This window comes from Pseudomonas sp. BIC9C, assembly GCF_034541995.1.
Lineage (GTDB): Bacteria > Pseudomonadota > Gammaproteobacteria > Pseudomonadales > Pseudomonadaceae > Aquipseudomonas > Aquipseudomonas fluorescens_CC.
Genome location: NZ_JAWDGM010000005.1, coordinates 213,826 through 229,551 on the forward strand (window position 1 = coordinate 213,826; position 15,726 = coordinate 229,551).

Annotated in this window: 15 protein-coding genes and 3 pseudogenes; 9 read left to right on the forward strand and 9 right to left on the reverse strand. The window is 58.9% G+C overall.

All coding sequences use genetic code 11. From position 1 onward, the window contains the following. Positions 1-62: 62 nt before the first annotated feature. Positions 63-1,118 (forward strand): tetratricopeptide repeat protein, encoded by a 1,056-nt coding sequence (locus RS887_RS21765; protein WP_322616975.1) that lies wholly within the window; start codon positions 63-65, stop codon positions 1,116-1,118. Positions 1,119-1,234: 116 nt separating this feature from the next. On the opposite strand, the gene RS887_RS21770 is transcribed toward RS887_RS21765, so the two are convergent. From RS887_RS21770 to RS887_RS21790, 5 genes and pseudogenes are all read right to left on the reverse strand, one after another. Further along, a complete protein-coding gene (locus RS887_RS21770; protein WP_007970583.1) occupies positions 1,235-1,612 on the reverse strand; it encodes a response regulator in 378 nt (125 codons plus the stop codon). A 17-nt stretch (positions 1,613-1,629) separates the two neighbouring features. After that, on the reverse strand, positions 1,630-2,871 hold the full coding sequence (locus tag RS887_RS21775) for a hybrid sensor histidine kinase/response regulator (RefSeq protein WP_322616976.1): 1,242 nt from the start codon (positions 2,869-2,871) through the stop codon (positions 1,630-1,632). After that, positions 2,865-3,005 (reverse strand): annotated as a pseudogene (locus RS887_RS21780) (chemotaxis protein CheB); the annotation flags it as partial. The pseudogene RS887_RS21780 and the gene RS887_RS21775, both read right to left, overlap by 7 nt. 53 nt (positions 3,006-3,058) lie before the next feature. Then, positions 3,059-3,874 (reverse strand): protein-glutamate O-methyltransferase CheR, encoded by an 816-nt coding sequence (locus RS887_RS21785; RefSeq protein WP_322616977.1) that lies wholly within the window; start codon positions 3,872-3,874, stop codon positions 3,059-3,061. Further along, positions 3,874-7,365, reverse strand: coding sequence for a response regulator (locus RS887_RS21790; RefSeq protein WP_322616978.1), 3,492 nt, complete (start codon positions 7,363-7,365; stop codon positions 3,874-3,876). Before RS887_RS21790 ends, RS887_RS21785 begins: the two co-directional genes overlap by 1 nt. 257 nt (positions 7,366-7,622) lie before the next feature. Between RS887_RS21790 and RS887_RS21795 the strand changes: the two genes are divergently transcribed. From RS887_RS21795 to RS887_RS21820, 6 genes and pseudogenes are all read left to right on the forward strand, one after another. Continuing rightward, a complete protein-coding gene (locus RS887_RS21795; RefSeq protein WP_322616979.1) occupies positions 7,623-7,985 on the forward strand; it encodes a response regulator in 363 nt (120 codons plus the stop codon). 74 nt (positions 7,986-8,059) lie between these two features. Further along, on the forward strand, positions 8,060-9,352 hold the full coding sequence (locus RS887_RS21800; RefSeq protein ID WP_322616980.1) for a glycosyltransferase: 1,293 nt from the start codon (positions 8,060-8,062) through the stop codon (positions 9,350-9,352). 23 nt (positions 9,353-9,375) lie between these two features. Further along, a pseudogene (locus tag RS887_RS21805) lies at positions 9,376-9,579 on the forward strand (xylulokinase); the annotation flags it as partial. Positions 9,580-9,585: 6 nt separating this feature from the next. Continuing rightward, complete coding sequence (locus RS887_RS21810) at positions 9,586-10,530, forward strand: carbohydrate kinase (RefSeq protein WP_322616981.1); 945 nt, start codon at positions 9,586-9,588, stop codon at positions 10,528-10,530. 310 nt (positions 10,531-10,840) lie between these two features. Further along, the gene (locus RS887_RS21815; protein WP_322616982.1) at positions 10,841-11,107 is read left to right on the forward strand and encodes a DUF2790 domain-containing protein; all 267 of its coding nucleotides are present in this window, start codon (positions 10,841-10,843) and stop codon (positions 11,105-11,107) included. 20 nt (positions 11,108-11,127) lie between these two features. Continuing rightward, on the forward strand, positions 11,128-11,268 hold the full coding sequence (locus RS887_RS21820) for a hypothetical protein (RefSeq protein ID WP_181456770.1): 141 nt from the start codon (positions 11,128-11,130) through the stop codon (positions 11,266-11,268). Here RS887_RS21820 and RS887_RS21825 read toward each other — a convergent pair. After that, positions 11,265-11,531 (reverse strand): DUF1652 domain-containing protein, encoded by a 267-nt coding sequence (locus RS887_RS21825; RefSeq protein WP_008022677.1) that lies wholly within the window; start codon positions 11,529-11,531, stop codon positions 11,265-11,267. The genes RS887_RS21820 and RS887_RS21825 overlap by 4 nt on opposite strands. A gap of 281 nt (positions 11,532-11,812) precedes the next feature. Between RS887_RS21825 and eco the strand changes: the two genes are divergently transcribed. Continuing rightward, positions 11,813-12,295, forward strand: a complete 483-nt coding sequence (eco, locus tag RS887_RS21830; protein WP_322616983.1) for a serine protease inhibitor ecotin — start codon at positions 11,813-11,815, stop codon at positions 12,293-12,295. Between the two features lie 51 nt (positions 12,296-12,346). Here eco and ilvA read toward each other — a convergent pair whose 3' ends face one another. Then, a complete protein-coding gene (ilvA, locus tag RS887_RS21835) occupies positions 12,347-13,360 on the reverse strand; it encodes a threonine ammonia-lyase, biosynthetic (RefSeq protein ID WP_322616984.1) in 1,014 nt (337 codons plus the stop codon). 247 nt (positions 13,361-13,607) lie between these two features. On the opposite strand from ilvA, the gene RS887_RS21840 reads away from it, so the two are divergent. Then, complete coding sequence (locus RS887_RS21840) at positions 13,608-13,943, forward strand: DUF2834 domain-containing protein (protein ID WP_322616985.1); 336 nt, start codon at positions 13,608-13,610, stop codon at positions 13,941-13,943. Between the two features lie 109 nt (positions 13,944-14,052). Here RS887_RS21840 and RS887_RS21845 read toward each other — a convergent pair. Next, positions 14,053-15,206: pseudogene (locus RS887_RS21845) on the reverse strand (PQQ-dependent sugar dehydrogenase). Between the two features lie 67 nt (positions 15,207-15,273). Next, complete coding sequence (locus RS887_RS21850; protein WP_322616986.1) at positions 15,274-15,621, reverse strand: hypothetical protein; 348 nt, start codon at positions 15,619-15,621, stop codon at positions 15,274-15,276. Positions 15,622-15,726 lie beyond the last annotated feature (105 nt).

A 15,726-nucleotide genomic window follows, 5' to 3' on the forward strand; every position in this document is an offset into this window, starting at 1 on the left:
CAAAGCCTGGCCTGACCGAAGCTGGCGCCTTTGCAAAAGCTCGCCAGCTTCCGGATTCCTGCATGCCCAAGTCCCGCCGCTATCTGTTTATCAGCCTCTTCGCCCTGCTCGTCGTCGGCCTTGCGTGGTTTTCCCTGCGCGATACCACCCCGGTGGTTCCCGAAGCCATCCAGCATGGCTACAGCGAAGCGCTGGCGGCTGCCCGGGCCGGCCAACCAGGTGCTGCGCGGGTGCTCTATCAGCAGTTGGGTCGTCCGGACCTGTCCCCCAAGCGCCGTGTCTGGTTGCATGCCGAGTTGCCCAATTATCCAAGCTCTGTGGCCCTGAAACTGGCGGATGCCGACTTGCAGAACGAGTCGCCCGAGGTGCGTATCGCCGCGATCAAGAGCATCAGCGGGCTGGTACCGAGCGGCCAGCGCAGTTTATTGCTGGGGCCATTGCTCGATGACAGCGAACAAAGCGTTCGGCTGGCCGCCATCAACGCGCTGCTGGGTTTGTCCCCGGATGATCTCGGTTTGTATTTCGGACCGCTGGAGCAAGCCATCGATGCCTGGGAGCAAGAGCTCAAGAGCGAACCGCAAAGCGCCGAAAACCAATACCAACTGGCCCGCCTGCACCTGCACAACGCCGAGCTCAAGGACGCGCAACAGGCGCTGGACAACACCCTGCGCCTGGCGCCGGACAACCTGCCGGCGCTGGTGCTGCAAATCGAAGTGCTGGATAAACAGGGCCAGAACGACGCCGCCCGGCAACTGCTGGCCAGACAACTCCAGGCGCAACCCGATTCGGCCTACCTGCAACATGCCCTGGGACTCTGGTTGCTGCACCACGATCAAAGCGAATTCGCCCTCCTCGGCCTGTCCAAAGCCGTTGAACTCGAGCCGAACAACCGGGATTACCGCTACGACCTGGCCACCACGTTGCATGTTGAGAAGGAACTGGAAGCGGCACAGAAACAGTTGCAGGAAATCGTTCAGCGCCATCCGAACGATCGCAAGGCCCGGGTACTGCTGATCAATTACTGGAAGGAAAGCGGGCAGCTGCAAAACGTGCAGATCCTGTTGGCCCAACTCGAACAGATGAACCCCGATGATCCGGCGCTGCAACAGGGGCTTTGACCCCCGACCGGAATTTCGTCGAACCGTCATCCCGGTCAAGGGGCAAGTGAACAGACAGCCCGTTGCGGCAGTGCGCAGCGGGTTCCTCGATCCGGGCCTGCAGATGATCACAATGCTTACGAAAGCATGTCCTGCATAAGCTCCTGCAATTTATCCAGATCGAATGGCTTGTCCAGGATCGGCGCCTTGCGTGTGATCGGGCTGTCGGTCTCGCGGATTTCCTGGGCATAGCCGCTGATGAAGATCACCTTGAGTTCCGGTCGCAGCTTCACGGCGGGCTCGGCGATCTGCACGCCGGAGATGCCACCGGGCAGGCGGAAATCGGTGATCATCATGTCCAGGTGCGGTTTGCTCGCCAGGATCTCAAAAGCCTGTTCGCCGTTTTCGGCCTGCAATACGCGGTACCCCTCGCCCGACAGATAAGCGGACAGCACCATCAGAATCGAGGGATCATCCTCGACGACGAGTACTACATCTTGTGCATCTTCGCTCATGGGAAGCCTTTGTTCGGTCATTTGCTGCTGATACGACCGTGGGGTCGATCAGAGGTTGCGTTTAGCTGGCTGTTTTCCTGCAGCGGCAGACAAACGCGAAACAAGGCGCCTTCGCCAATCCTGCTCTGGACCGTAATAGTACCGCCATGGGCGGTAACAATCTGTTCTGAAATAAACAATCCCAGGCCCAGCCCGGCGACGGCGTGCCTGGCCGATACCCGTTCGAACTGCTGGAAAATCCGCTGCTGGTTTTCCTCGCTGATACCAATCCCCTGGTCCTGCACGTCCACCAGCGCCGTGCTCCCTTCACTGTAGACCTTCACCGAGACCGGGCTCTTGGCCCCATAGCGCAAGGCGTTGGTCAACAGGTTGGAAATGACCTGTTCAATGCGAAATTCATCCCAGCTTCCGATCACCGGCTGCTCGGCAGCCAGTGTGACCGACGCCTCAGCGGCGTCGATTTGCTGGGAAAAGTTATGCAGCAGGTCACGAACCAACGCCGAAAGGTCGAACCGTGTCGGCCGGATCGACAACTTTCCGGTGCGAATGCGCGAAACATCGAGCATGTCTTCGATCAAGCGAATGAGGCTTTTGATCTGCCGCTCGTCGCGGTCGACCATCGCGTGCATCTTGTCCAGGGTGAAGGCGGCGGCATTGTCCCGAGCCAGGTGCATCTTGCGCAACTGGGTTTCAAGGATCAGGCCATTGAGTGGCGTGCGCACTTCATGGGCGACGATGGACATGAAGTCATCGCGCATGCGCACCGCCTGTTCCAGTTCCAGCCGGGTGTTTTGCAGTTGCTCGAGCAATGCCGCCTGCTCTCGGCGGCTCTGCTCCAGGGCCAGCACTTGTTCCTTCATCGCCTTGCTCTGGCGATACAGGTCGACGAACACATTGACCTTGCTCTTGACCGCGTGGATATCCAGCGGTTTGTGCAGGAAGTCCACGGCACCGCTTTCATAGCCCTTGAACGCATAGTTCAGTTCGCGCCCGGCGGCGCTGACGAAAACGATCGGGATGTTCCTGGTTTTTTCCGTGCCACGCATCAATTCGGCCAGCTCGAAGCCATTCATGCCGGGCATCTGCACATCGAGGAAGGCCATGGCGAATTCGTGTTGCAACAGCAGTGACAAGGCTTCGTCGGCGGACAACGCCTTGTACACGATCCGGTCCTCACGCCTGATCAGCGCTTCGAGCGCCAGCAGATTCTCCGGCAGATCGTCGACGATCAGCAGTTTGGCCGGGATATTACTTAGCATGCGATTCGTTCCAGCTCGACAAGCAGACGGCCGATGCCGCGTGCGGGAAGTATGGGGTCCGGCCGGTGCGTATCCAGCGCAGCCTTGGTGGCAACCTGAGCCTCTTGCGGGTCCTGCACGATGGTGATGCCGCCAACGGAGGCACCGGTCACGATCGCTTCGATAGCTCGCAGGTTCGTTGCACTGCTCATGATTTTCGGTAAATCCGTTCCAGTTTGACCAGCGGCTCGAACTGACTGCCGAAGGCTGAAAAATTCGGGGTTTCCTTACTGCCCAACACCAAAAAACCGCGATGGCAGAGGGATTCATGAAACAGTCCGAATGCCCGATTCTGAAGTTTTTTGTTAAAATAAATCAGTACGTTACGACATGAAATTAATTGAGTTTCTGAAAACACGCTGTCCGTCGCCAGGCTGTGATCGGCGAAGGTCACGTTCTCGCGCAGTGTCTTGTCGAAAATCGCGTACCCGTAGGCTGCCGTATAGTAGTCGGCAAACGAACACTGGCCACCGGCCTGCTGATAGTTAGCAGTGTAGGCGCGGACATTCTCCATCGAGAAAATCCCTTGCCTGGCTTTTTCCAGGGAGCGCGGATTGATGTCGGTGGCGTAGATATTCGTGCGGTCGAGCAGGCCCTCTTCGCGCAGCAGAATGGCCATCGAATACACCTCTTCACCGGTGCTGCATCCGGCGATCCAGATCTTGATCGAAGGGTAGGTTCGCAGCAGCGGTACCACTTCCTTGCGGATGGCCAGGAAGTGCGAAGGGTCGCGAAACATCTCGCTGACCGGAATGGTCAGCAATTGCAGCAATTGCATGAAGGCCGTCGGATCGTGCAGGACCTTTTCCTGCAGCGCCGAGATGGTATTGCACTCGAACTGACTCATCGCATGGTTGACCCGGCGCTTGATCGAAGCGCCGGAATAATCACGAAAATCGTAGCTGTACTTGAGGTAGATCGCCTCGATCAACAATCGCAATTCGATTTCGCTGTCTCGCTCCACTAGATACGTTCCATCTTCGGCAGCCACACACGAATCAGCGAAAACAGGCGATCCAGGTCGATGGGCTTGGCCAGGTAATCGTTGGCGCCGGCCTGCAGGCAGCGCTCCTGATCGTCCTTCATGGCCTTGGCGGTCACCGCGATGATTGGCAGCTTGCGCCAGCGCGGGTCCTTGCGGATTTCAATGGTGGCTTCAAAACCATCCATCTGCGGCATCATCACATCCATCAACACCAGATCGATGTCCTCCACTTCATTCAATCGTTCAATTGCTTCAAGGCCGTTGCGGCCAATGACCACGACTGCGCCCTTTTGCTCCAGCGCGCTGGTGAGGGCGAAAATGTTACGCACATCGTCATCCACCAGCAGCACCTTGCGGCCTTCGAAGACCTTGTCGCGGCTGCGGGCAACCTTGAGCATCTTCTGGCGTTCATGGGACAACCGCGATTCGACTTTGTGCAGAAAAAGCGTCACCTCGTCCAGCAGCCGCTCCGGAGAGCGTGCGCCCTTGATGATGATCGAACGCGAATACTTGCGCAGCTCGGCTTCTTCATTGCGGGTCAGGTTGCGCCCGGTATAGACGATGACGGGCGGAAAGGAGCAGATGTCTTCGGTGGACATGCGCTTGAGCAAGTCATTGCCGAGCATGTCCGGCAGTTTGAGGTCGATGATCATGCAATCGAACACGCACGTGCGCAGCAGGTCCAGCGCCTCCTGTGCCAGGCCAACGGCGGTGATCTGGATGTCATCGTCGCCGATCAGGCGGGCAATGCTGTCGCGCTGCAAGTCGTCGTCCTCGACCAGCAGCACGCGCTTGACCTTCTGGGTCAGCTTGGCCTCAAGGCGTGCAAACACATCCTTGAGTTCTTCGCGGGTGGTCGGTTTGACCGCATAGCCAATGGCGCCTAAGTGCATCGCTGCTTCGATGCGATCTTCGACCGAAATCACATGCACCGGGATATGCCGGGTTTCGGCGTGTTCCTTCAGGCGTTGCAGCACGGTCAGGCCGGAATGATCCGGAAGGCGCATGTCCAGCAGGATCGCATCGGGGATGAACGCCTTGGCCAGGTCGTAGCCTTCGTCGGCGCCATGGGCCACCAGGCACTGATAACCCAGTTCATGGGCAAGGTCGTAGAGGATGTGCGCAAAGTTCGGCTCATCCTCCACCACCAGAATGCAGCGGCTGGTGAACGGACCGTTGTTGCGATCGTCGTCGAAACGCGGAATGTCGACGTCGGCTATCAGTGGCGACAACGTGGGCGGCAATACACTCGGCGCAGTCGCCACAGGAGCGGCTCGCATCGGTTCAACAGGCACTTCACCGGGTTCTACGTATTGCTGCGGCAAGACCAGGGTAAACACACTGCCCTGCCCCGGCGTGCTGGTCACACTGATGGAGCCGCCGAGCAAGGCCGCCAGATCACGGGAGATCGACAAACCCAGCCCGGTACCGCCATAACGTCGATTGGTGGTGCCATCGGCCTGACGGAATGCTTCGAAGATGCTTTCGTGCTGGTCTGGCGCAATGCCAATCCCGGAATCACGGACGCTGAACGCAATGCCGTCGTTCGGCACAGGAGCGACGGACAGGCTGACACTGCCGCTTTCCGTGAATTTCAGCGCGTTGGACAGCAGGTTCTTGAGGACTTGCTCCAGACGCAGGTGGTCGGTGAACAGCATCTGCGGCGCCCCCTGCTGCATATCCACCTGGAAATCCAGCTGCTTGTCCGTGGCCAATGGCTGGAACAGGCCATGCAGGCCATCCACCAGGCGCGCCACGCTGGTGTTCTCAGGACGGATTTCCAGTTTCCCGGCCTCGACCTTGGAAATATCCAGAATGTCGTTGATCAGGTGGAGCAAGTCATTGCCGGCGGAGTAGATCGACTCGGCGAACTTGACCTGCTCGGCACTGAGGTTTTGCTCCGGGTTTTCCGCCAACAACCTGGCCAGGATCAACGAGCTGTTCAGCGGTGTGCGCAGCTCGTGGGACATGTTGGCGAGGAATTCGGACTTGTACTTGCTTGAGCGCTGCAACTCGACCGCGCGTTCTTCAAGCTGAATCTGTGCCTGGTTGAGCTCGGTGTTCTTCAAGTCCATGGTATCGCGCTGATCGGCCAGCACCTGCGCCTGCTCGGCGAGTTGTTCATTGGTTTGCTCAAGCTCCACCTGCTGGGTTTCCAGGTGAGCTTGCGATTCCTTGAGAATCCGCGACTGCTCTTCGAGCTCTTCGTTGGCGGCCTTGAGTTCTTCTTGCTGCACTTGCAGTTCTTCGTTGAGCTGTTGGGTTTCGGCCAGCATATCCTGCAGGCGCTGACGATAGCGCGCCGCCTCGATGGAGGTGCCGATGTTGCTGGATATCAGTTCCAGCAGTTCGGTGTCGCGGTCACTCAGCGGACGCAAAAAACCCAGTTCGATCACGCCGTTGACCCGGTTGTCGTCACTGGTCGGCACTACCAGCACGCTGCGCGGCAAACCTTCGCCGAGGCCGGAACTGACCTTGAAATAGTCGCCCGGCACCTCGTCGAGGCGAATCAGCCGCGCCTGTTGCGCTACCTGACCGACAATGCCTTCATCGTTGTAGATGTGTTGTCCAAGGGCTTCCTGTTCACGGGAAAAACCATAGGAAGCAATGCGTTTGAGGCCTCCATGATCTTCCCGGACATAAATCGCCCCCACGGCGGTGCCCAGGTACTGCGCGCAAAATTGCAGGATGTTGCGTCCCAGCAGGTTCAGGCTCAATTGCCCCAGCACCTGCTCCGCGAGCTCGGTCTGGCCGTTGCGCAGCCAGGCCTGCTGCTCCAGGCGATGGGCGCTGGCTTGTTGGGCAGCGAGATTGATGCTGTAGCTTTGCGAAAGATTGAGCAGATCGCGGCGCCCGACATACGCCAGCAAGCCGCTGACGCCGGCAATGAACAACAGATAGAGGCTGATGCTCCATACCGTGCTCTGCCGCACGTCTTCATTGCGAGCGCTGCGCAACTGTTGTTCGGTGTCGATCACGTCCTCGAACTGCTTGCGAATTTCATCGGTCAGGCGCTTGCCGCGTCCGGCCTTGACCACGGCGCGATAGTCACCGCCGCTACGCTGCAAATCGATCAACGATTGCGCATAGTTGGCCCATTCCATCTGCAATGCCTGCAACCGCAGCAGGCGGTCGGATTGCACCGGATTATCGGCGGTCAGCTCGAGCAAGGTATTGAGGGCCACGGCAATTCGCGGCTTGGCGGTTTCGTAGGGATCGAGGAAATGTTCGTCGCCACTGAGCAGGAAACCACGCATCCCGGTTTCCAGGTCCACGGTCAGCTTGACCGCTTCATTGGCGTTATTGATCACCCGGTCAGTGTGTTCCACCCACTTGATCGTCGACAACAGATAGGTAATCAGCGATACGAAGAACACCGCGCTGATGAGGCCCAGCCCCAATGGCAGGCTGATGTTGCGGCTCAGGAGTTTACGAAATCGTTGTTCATCAACCGAGGACGCTGAGGGCATGAGGCAGGCCTTGTCGAGCTGTCAGAATGCAAGGAGTTTGCCCCAAATTTGGCACATTGTTCCAATTTTCTGACATGTTTTCGCGCAAGGTCCTACATTCCGCTGCTCCCGTTCTGGTGCACGGGTTATCCTTGCTTGACCTGTACGGCCATTCTTTTTCACGACGCCGGGAACTTGTCGGGATCCGCCACTTACTCATGCAAGAGGCCGGTGATTTCACTCCCCCCGAAAACCCATCATTTTTCAGGAAAGCCATTATGTCCTCCGCCAACACGCCCATTATCCTCGTCGTCGAAGACGATGCCATTGTGCGCATGCTGATCGTCGACGTACTGGAGGAACTGGAATTCAAGGTGCTGGAAGCCGACGGCAGCGAACAGGCGCTGGGGATGCTCAGGGACTCGAACCAGCACATTGATCTGATGATGACCGATGTGGGCTTGCCGAACATGGACGGTCGCGAACTGGCCAAAGCAGCACGGGCCTTGCATCCAGCCTTGCCGATCCTGTTTGCCAGCGGGTATGCCGAAAGCATCGAAGTGCCAGAAGGCATGCACGTGATCGGCAAACCGTTCTCCATCGATCAGTTGCGGGACAAGGTCACAAGCCTCCTGGGGTGAGCCTGCGCCCGGCTGTGGTTTAATGCGCGCCTTTTTCGTCCCTGCCCTGTCTCCGCTTCAAGGAATTCCCGTACATGAATCAGCCCCGCGCAACCAGAGTCCTGGTCATCGGTTACGTCTGGCCCGAGCCCCGCTCTTCCGCGGCCAGCGGGCATGTCATGCAAATACTCGAGGTGTTCCTGCAACAAGGCTGGGACATCACGTTCAGCAGCCCGGCCAGCTATGGCGAGCAACGTGCCGACCTGACGGCGCTGGGCATTCGCGAAGTACCTATCGAGCTGAACAACAGCAGTTTCGACGCATTCATCAGCGAACTGGCACCGGACATCGTGTTGTTCGATCAATTCATGATGGAGGAGCAGTTCGGCTGGCGGGTCGAGAAGCATTGTCCCGACGCCTTGCGCGTGCTCGAAAGTTGCGACCTGCAAAGCCTCAGGCAGGGTCGGCATCAACGCCTCAAGGAGCGCTTGAAGGCCAGTGAGGACAACAATGACTTCAGCGACCTGTTCGCCCCGGCGTCCCGTGAAGAATTTGAACACATGGCCAATACCGATCTGGCGAAGCGCGAAATCGCCTCATTTTATCGTTGTGACCTGACGCTGATGGTTTCCGAGGTGGAAATCGAATTGCTGGTCGAGCAGTTCAGGATCCCGCGTAACCTGTTGCACTGGTGCCCACTGATGGTCGATCTTCCGACCAGCGCGCCAGTAGAGTACGAAGATCGCGCGCATTTTCTGCACATCGGCAATTTTCGCCATGCGCCCAACTGGGATGCAGTGCTCTGGCTGAAAACCGCGATCTGGCCGCTGATTCGCGCGCAACTGCCTGATGCGCAGTTGCACATCTATGGTGCGTATACCCCGCCCAAGGCCACCGCCCTGCACAACGCGGCACAGGGCTTCCATGTGATGAACTGGGCGGAAGATGCCTTGCACGTGATGTCGAAGACGCGGGTGTGCCTGGCACCGCTGCGCTTTGGTGCGGGGATCAAAGGCAAGATCGTCGATGCGATGCTCTGCGGCACGCCCAATGTCACCACGCCGGTCGGCGCGGAAGCCATGCACGGTGAAGAGCCCTGGCCCGGTGCCGTGACCCGTACGGCGCGCGAGTTCGCCGACAACGCCGTGCGGCTTTATAAAGACAAGACTCAATGGCTTGCTGCCCAGATGCAGGCCCGGCACTTGTTGGCCAGCCGTTACCCGCAGTCCACCCATGGCCCTGCATTGATCGACAGGCTGGTCGAATGCCAAAGGAATCTGCCACATATCAGGCGCGATAACTTCACCGGCAGCATGTTGCGCCATCATCAACACAAAAGTACCCAGTACATGGCGCAATGGATCGAGGCAAAGAACCGCCTCAATTAACCGGTGTGCGATACATATGTACCACCCATGCCAGCGCCAGTCTGTCGGGCTTGACCATGACCAACCTGAGCCGGGCCAACCTGTGCCGCGCGGTGGTTGAAGGCACGACGTTCGGTTTGCAACTCGACCCGGCCAGTGAAACCCTGCCGGTCACCGACAATGTGCAAGCCTGCCAGCAGGCTTATGAACGCTATCGACAGCATGTCGCAACCCAATTTGAAGAGTGAACAACTATGTACCTGGTGTGTGGCGAAGCTCTGTTCGATTTTTTCAGTGAAAACGACGCCAGCGGTATGGCTTCCAAAGTGAATTTCAAAGCCATTGCCGGTGGCTCGCCGTTCAACGTGGCAGTGGGATTGCGCCGGTTGGGCGTGGACGCGGCGCTGTTGGCCGGGTTGTCCACCGACTACCTGGGCCGGCGCTTGCTGCAAACCTTGCAAGATGAAGGCGTGCGCCAGGAATTCCTGGTGGATTTTGCCGCGCCGACCACCCTGGCGATGGTCGCGGTCGGGGCCAATGGCTCGCCGCAGTACAGCTTCCGTGGCGAAGGCTGCGCGGATCGGCAATTGCAACCGGAGCACCTGCCGGCACTCGGGCCTGAGGTACGCGGCCTGCATGTCGGCTCGTATTCCCTGGTGGTGCAGCCGATTGCCGACACACTATTGGCATTGGTGCGCCGGGAAAGCGGCAAGCGCCTGATCAGCCTCGACCCGAACGTGCGCCTGAACCCCGAGCCGGACATTGAACTGTGGCGTAAACGCATCGCGACGCTGGTAGAGCTGGCCGACCTGATCAAGGTCAGCGACGAGGACCTGCATCTGTTGTATCCCGGCCAGGAGCCGGCGCAGGTGATCGAGGGCTGGTTGCAGCACAGCTGTCAGCTGGTGTTCCTGACCCGGGGCGGCGAAGGCGCGACCGTGTTCAGCCGGGCTCATGGTTCGTGGTCGGCTCCCGCCTGTTCGGTAAAAATCGCCGACACCGTGGGCGCGGGCGATACCTTTCAGGCGGCGCTGATTACCTGGCTGACCGAACAGCAGCTGGATTCGGTGGAGGGCGTGAAGCAACTGGGCCGAGAGCAGATCGACCGCATGCTGAAGTTCGCCGTGCAGGCGGCCGCATTGACGTGCAGCAAGACCGGGCCGGGTTTGCCTTATCGGCAGCAGGTGGAGATGCGCTGACACTGACGCCCTCATCGCGAGCAAGCTCGCTCCCACAGGGTTCCGGGTCGTTCACAACTTTTGTGTTGACGCTCGGGCATTGTGGGAGCGAGCTTGCTCGCGATGACTTTCTATCAGGCGCTCGATGGTCTTAACTAAACAATGACCGCACATTCGCGAAACACGGCGTTCAACCGGGTTAACCCTCGCTTAACCGTGCGGTCCAACACTTCAACTGGACCGCACGCCCTCAGACTGTTCTGACGCCCAGTGCGGCAGGTTCGACAAGCCACACATCGAACTGACTTTCCGTTCGCACCGGAGATCGCTGATGAACACTCGCACCCTGCTGGTTACCACCGCCCTTGCCTGCACGGCGTTTGCCGGCCTGGTTCAGGCCAATGACACCACGACCTCTCAAGCCGTGCCCTATCACTACGGCATGCCATTGCATGTCAGCAAAGTGATTTCACTGACCGAGCCCGACACCCTGGAGTGCAAAGTGGTGAAGGCCGACATGAAGTACATCGATGACACGGGAAAACCGGCAGAAATTACCTACCGTAAACTTTCCGACGCCTGCGAGAACCAAGGCTGACTGAAACGTCTGTTGGGGGATTGGCCATACCGGGTTCTGGCGAATGGCTCAACGGCCATGCCGTAACGGGTATTTTGCTGGCCGCCGGGGTTGAACTGGCGCTGGGCCTGGGGTTCTTCCAGACCCGGCGCATACCAGTGGAATTCGAAACCGCCGGTTAAAGCGCCTTGCCCAGCATCGAGTGCGGCTCAACCTCCATATGGTGCTGTCTGGACCGCAGTTGGGCAATCAACTCGTTTATTTCCCGACAACCATTGAGCCCGGAAGCATCGATGCCGCTGACCAATAGATCCAGGTGATCGGTTTGCCCGTCGGCATAAACCTTGACGGTCATCGATAGATCCGGTGACAACGTGCACTGGCAGCGCTTGGGTAGAAAACTGCTTTCGATGATATTGCGAAGTTCCAGGGCAGAAAGAAACATGGCGACTCTCTCCTTTGTGAGACGGCCAAAAACGGTCAATGCTTGCTCATGTCAGATCCCGGCAAGCTTCAAGGACTGCTACAGCATAAGACATCCCCTGAATTTCGCTGTGCAGCTCATCGGCAACTCAACAGTTTAGGCAAGTCACCTGTAAAACCTGCCATGCAGGTTGCAATAATCGCCCCTGGCAACCCTGCAATTTGCACACTGGGCGCCCCGGGTTTGCATTCACTGCACACGACAGTGAGAATGCCGCCCTTCACTTCAAGCAAGGAGGCATCATGAGTTCTTTGACCGTTAACGCTTGCGCGGCGCTATTCGCACTGGGGCTTGCTGGCGTGGCGCACGCCGCCAAACTCGAAGAAACCGCGCCCTATCCGAAGGCCGAGAGCGGGTTTACCCGCCAGGTGATTCACCTCGCGCCACAGACCCGGGAAAACGACTTCCAGGTCGAGATCCTGGCTGGCAAAACAATGAGCGTTGACTGCAATCACCCGCGTCTGGGCGGCATCCTCGAGGAGAAGAACCTCGAGGGTTGGGGCTACCCGTTCTATCGCCTGGAAAAAGTCATTGGCCCGATGAGCACGCTGATGGCCTGCCCGGACGGCACGAGCAAACAGGATTTCGTACCGGTGGTCGGTGACGGCTTCCGGTTGCGTTACAACAGCAAGCTGCCGCTCGTGCTGTACGTGCCAAAGGACATCGAAGTGCGCTACCGGATCTGGTCGGCGTCGGACAAGGTCGAGAAAGCCATTCAGGAATGACCCGGTCATCTGGCGGCCCCTTGCGGCGTCCGCTGGCGGACTGCGCAAGCGTCATGCCGGAGCGCCGCTCAATGCGGCGCGCTCGGCCACATGCCCCAGGCTGTCAAAATTGATGTTGGCACCTGAATCGATGGCGACCAGGGTCTGACCACGAGCCCCGCTCCGTGCCACGTACTTCTTGATTCCGGCCACCGCCAGCGCGCCGGAAGGTTCGGTGATCGAGCGGGTATCGTCGTAGATATTCTTGATCGCAGCACAAAGCTCATCGTTGCTGACCGTCACCACCTCATCGACGCAAAACCGGCAGACCTCAAAGCCGAAAGCGCCGATCTGCGCCACCGCCACCCCGTCGGCGAAGGTGCCGACGCTGGGCAGGATCACTCGCTCACCTGTCAGCAACGCGGCTTGCAGGCACGCGGAATGTTCCGACTCGACACCGATGATGCGGATTTCCGGCCGCAAGTATTTGACGTAAGCGGCGATACCCGCGATCAGCCCCCCGCCCCCCACCGGCACGAAGATCGCATCCAGCGGCCCTTGATGCTGGCGCAGGATTTCCATGGCCACCGTGCCTTGGCCCGCGATCACCTCGGGATCATCGAAGGGTGAAACAAAGGTACGACCGGTTTCCCCGGCCAGGTCCAGTGCGTAGGCCAGTGCAAACGGAAAACTTTCCCCCTGCAATACCGCATCAGCGCCGCGACTGCGCACCCCGATGACCTTCAGTTGCGGCGTCGTGCAGGGCATGACGATGGTGGCATTGATCCCCAGCTCCCGCGCGGCCAGGGCCACACCCTGCGCATGATTGCCGGCGGAAGCCGTGACCACGCCGCGAGCCTTTTGCGCTTCGCTCAGTTGCACCAGCTTGTTGCAGGCGCCGCGGATCTTGAAGGAAAAGGTCGGTTGCAAGTCTTCGCGCTTGAGCAGGACCTGGTTGCCCAAGGCTTCAGACAAGGCCGACGCCGGTTGCAACGGCGTGCGCACCGCCAGCTCATACACCGGCGCGGCAAGGATTTGTTTGACGTAGCGTTCAAGCAGGGCTTGCTGATCGGTTGTAAAACTCATCGTCGTCTCCTGACGTTGATCGGGGCCCGGGAGACAGAAAGTAAAAACCCGCCTCCAGGGCGGGTTGGGTGCTGCAGTCGTGAGCTAGCCCGCCAAATGAGGAATGGCGGTAATAATGCTTGGCTGGCAGCGCAATACGGAGGAAGTCATGACTCGAAATTAGCGGTGCGGTGGTGGCAAGTCAATGGCAAATTTGCGGTGGTCACTATAGGCTGCTGATTCCAATCATTGCCCAAGGAAGGAACACATGAAGGCCGTTGCCCTGCCCCTTATCGCCCTGATCGCCTTTGCCGGTTATACCGTTTCGGTGATGCTCAAGGCCGAGCAATCGCTGATCGATTTCGGCATCAGCCTGATGTCCAGCCCGGATACCGCACAGGTGGTGATCGATCTCTATCTGCTGGCGACGTTGGCGGGTATCTGGATGTACCAGGATGCGCGAAAGCGCGGGCAATCGGCGCTTTCAGTAGTGCCTTATCTATTGATCACCGTGATTTTTGTATCGATTGGGCCATTGTTGTATCTGGTGGTGCGGGGACTACAGAATCGGAAAAATTTGTTTAAAGTCGGACAAGAGGCCTGATCCGGAAATTGCAGCGTCTACAGGATCGCCTTCGCGAGCAAGCCCGCTCCCACACTTGAAATGCATTCCCTGTGGGAGCAGGCTTGCTCGCGATGGCGGCGTGTGAGTTTCACTTCAATCCGACTTTATACAAGGCACCATCCTCTTCATCGGTCAGCACATACAAATACCCATCCGGCCCCTGTCGCACATCGCGAATGCGCTTTTTCAACTCCCCGAGCAAACGCTCCTCGTGTACCACCTTGTCGCCCTGGAACTTCAGGCGAATCAGTTCCTGGCTGACCAACGCGCCGATAAACACGTTGCCCTGCCAGGCCTTGAAACGGTCGGCATCGTAAAACGCCATGCCACTCAGGCCCGGTGACTTTCCCCAGACATGGTGCGGGGCAACAGTGCCTTCGGCGCTGTCGCCCCTGGCTTCGGGAATCGGTAGACCGGAGTAGTTGATGCCATGGGTCGCCAGCGGCCAGCCGTAATTCTTGCCACGCTCGATGATGTTGATTTCATCGCCGCCCCGAGGGCCGTGTTCGTTTTCCCACAGCGTGCCGTTCCACGGGTTGAGCGCCGCGCCTTGCGGGTTACGCTGCCCGTAGGACCAGATTTCCGGGCGCACGTTGGCCTGGCCGACAAAGGGGTTGTCCTTGGGCACCGTGCCGTCCGGGTAGATTCGCACCACCTTGCCTTGCAGTTTGTCGAGGTCCTGGGCGGTCGGGCGGTCGTTGTTTTCCCCCAGGGTCACGAACAGATAGCCGTCGCGATCAAACACCAGCCGCGAGCCAAAATGGTTGCCGACCGAGAGCTTGGGTTCCTGACGCAGGATCACCTGGAAATCCTTGAGCGCCGTCATATCTTCGCAGAGCCGGCCGCGGCCCACCGCAGTACCGGCCTTGTTACCCTCACCACCCCCTTCGGCATAGGACAGATAGACCATCCGGTCCTGCTTGAAGTCCGGTGACAACGCCACGTCCAGCAACCCGCCCTGCCCCGCTTAGCCCAGACCGTTGGCACGCCATTGAGCGGTGCCGACAGCTTGCCGTCGGCGGTGACCAGCCGCAGGTTGCCGGGGCGTTCGGTCACCAGCATGCTTTTACCATCCGGCAAGAACGCCAGCGCCCAGGGGTGCTCCAGCCCCGTCACGACAGGGGTAACCTCAAGGGTGCCTGCTTCGCTTTTTATCGTCTGGGTGGGTGCGGCAAGCACTGCAGCAGTGGCGGTGATCAATGCGCCGGCACAGAGGGTTGCCAACAGGTTTTTGCGCAACATGCACGATTCCTTTTCTGATCAACATGAGGTCTGCTGAAAAACAGCGGGCAGACGACCTGCCCGCCACTCAAGGGATGTTGTTACCGATGTCTCGTGGGGGTGGATTGGCAATGAATTTCGGCGGGTTGGCGGGAGCGCTCCGGTCGGGATAGCGATTACCGATGCCGCCGTTGTCCAGCGTCGGCGAGCGCTGGACCGGAACGGTATTCGGTCCGCGTATAGCCGGGGCACTGGGTTGAGTGCCTTGCATGCTGTTGGGATTGGCCCGTTGAATCGGACTGTTGTAAGGGTTGTTGTTGGTGCGGCCTGGCAGGTTCTGGGCCAATTGCAACGAAGCAGAGGCATCGGCCTGTGCCTGGGAGCCCAGAATGGCACTCAAGGCTAGCGCAATGGCGCCAAACACGTATCGGTTCATGGGGTGCCTCTCGACGTCGCGTGGATAAGGACTTCGATACCACGCTACGCCCGGGGTTCGGATTTGTTAACAAGAACCTCCCCGGAAGATGTAACAGAACACCTC

What these genes read in the sequence shown, in the direction of transcription:
- RS887_RS21765 (WP_322616975.1), top strand. Translation starts at nt 63, where the DNA reads ATGCCCAAGTCCCGCCGCTATCTGTTTATCAGCCTCTTCGCCCTGCTC.
- RS887_RS21825 (WP_008022677.1), bottom strand. Translation starts at nt 11,531, where the DNA reads ATGTTTCTTTCTGCCCTGGAACTTCGCAATATCATCGAAAGCAGTTTT.
- RS887_RS21770 (WP_007970583.1), bottom strand. Translation starts at nt 1,612, where the DNA reads ATGAGCGAAGATGCACAAGATGTAGTACTCGTCGTCGAGGATGATCCC.
- RS887_RS21810 (WP_322616981.1), top strand. Translation starts at nt 9,586, where the DNA reads ATGTACCTGGTGTGTGGCGAAGCTCTGTTCGATTTTTTCAGTGAAAAC.
- RS887_RS21850 (WP_322616986.1), bottom strand. Translation starts at nt 15,621, where the DNA reads ATGAACCGATACGTGTTTGGCGCCATTGCGCTAGCCTTGAGTGCCATT.
- RS887_RS21800 (WP_322616980.1), top strand. Translation starts at nt 8,060, where the DNA reads ATGAATCAGCCCCGCGCAACCAGAGTCCTGGTCATCGGTTACGTCTGG.
- RS887_RS21815 (WP_322616982.1), top strand. Translation starts at nt 10,841, where the DNA reads ATGAACACTCGCACCCTGCTGGTTACCACCGCCCTTGCCTGCACGGCG.
- ilvA (WP_322616984.1), bottom strand. Translation starts at nt 13,360, where the DNA reads ATGAGTTTTACAACCGATCAGCAAGCCCTGCTTGAACGCTACGTCAAA.
- RS887_RS21790 (WP_322616978.1), bottom strand. Translation starts at nt 7,365, where the DNA reads ATGCCCTCAGCGTCCTCGGTTGATGAACAACGATTTCGTAAACTCCTG.
- RS887_RS21775 (WP_322616976.1), bottom strand. Translation starts at nt 2,871, where the DNA reads ATGCTAAGTAATATCCCGGCCAAACTGCTGATCGTCGACGATCTGCCG.
- RS887_RS21795 (WP_322616979.1), top strand. Translation starts at nt 7,623, where the DNA reads ATGTCCTCCGCCAACACGCCCATTATCCTCGTCGTCGAAGACGATGCC.
- RS887_RS21840 (WP_322616985.1), top strand. Translation starts at nt 13,608, where the DNA reads ATGAAGGCCGTTGCCCTGCCCCTTATCGCCCTGATCGCCTTTGCCGGT.
- eco (WP_322616983.1), top strand. Translation starts at nt 11,813, where the DNA reads ATGAGTTCTTTGACCGTTAACGCTTGCGCGGCGCTATTCGCACTGGGG.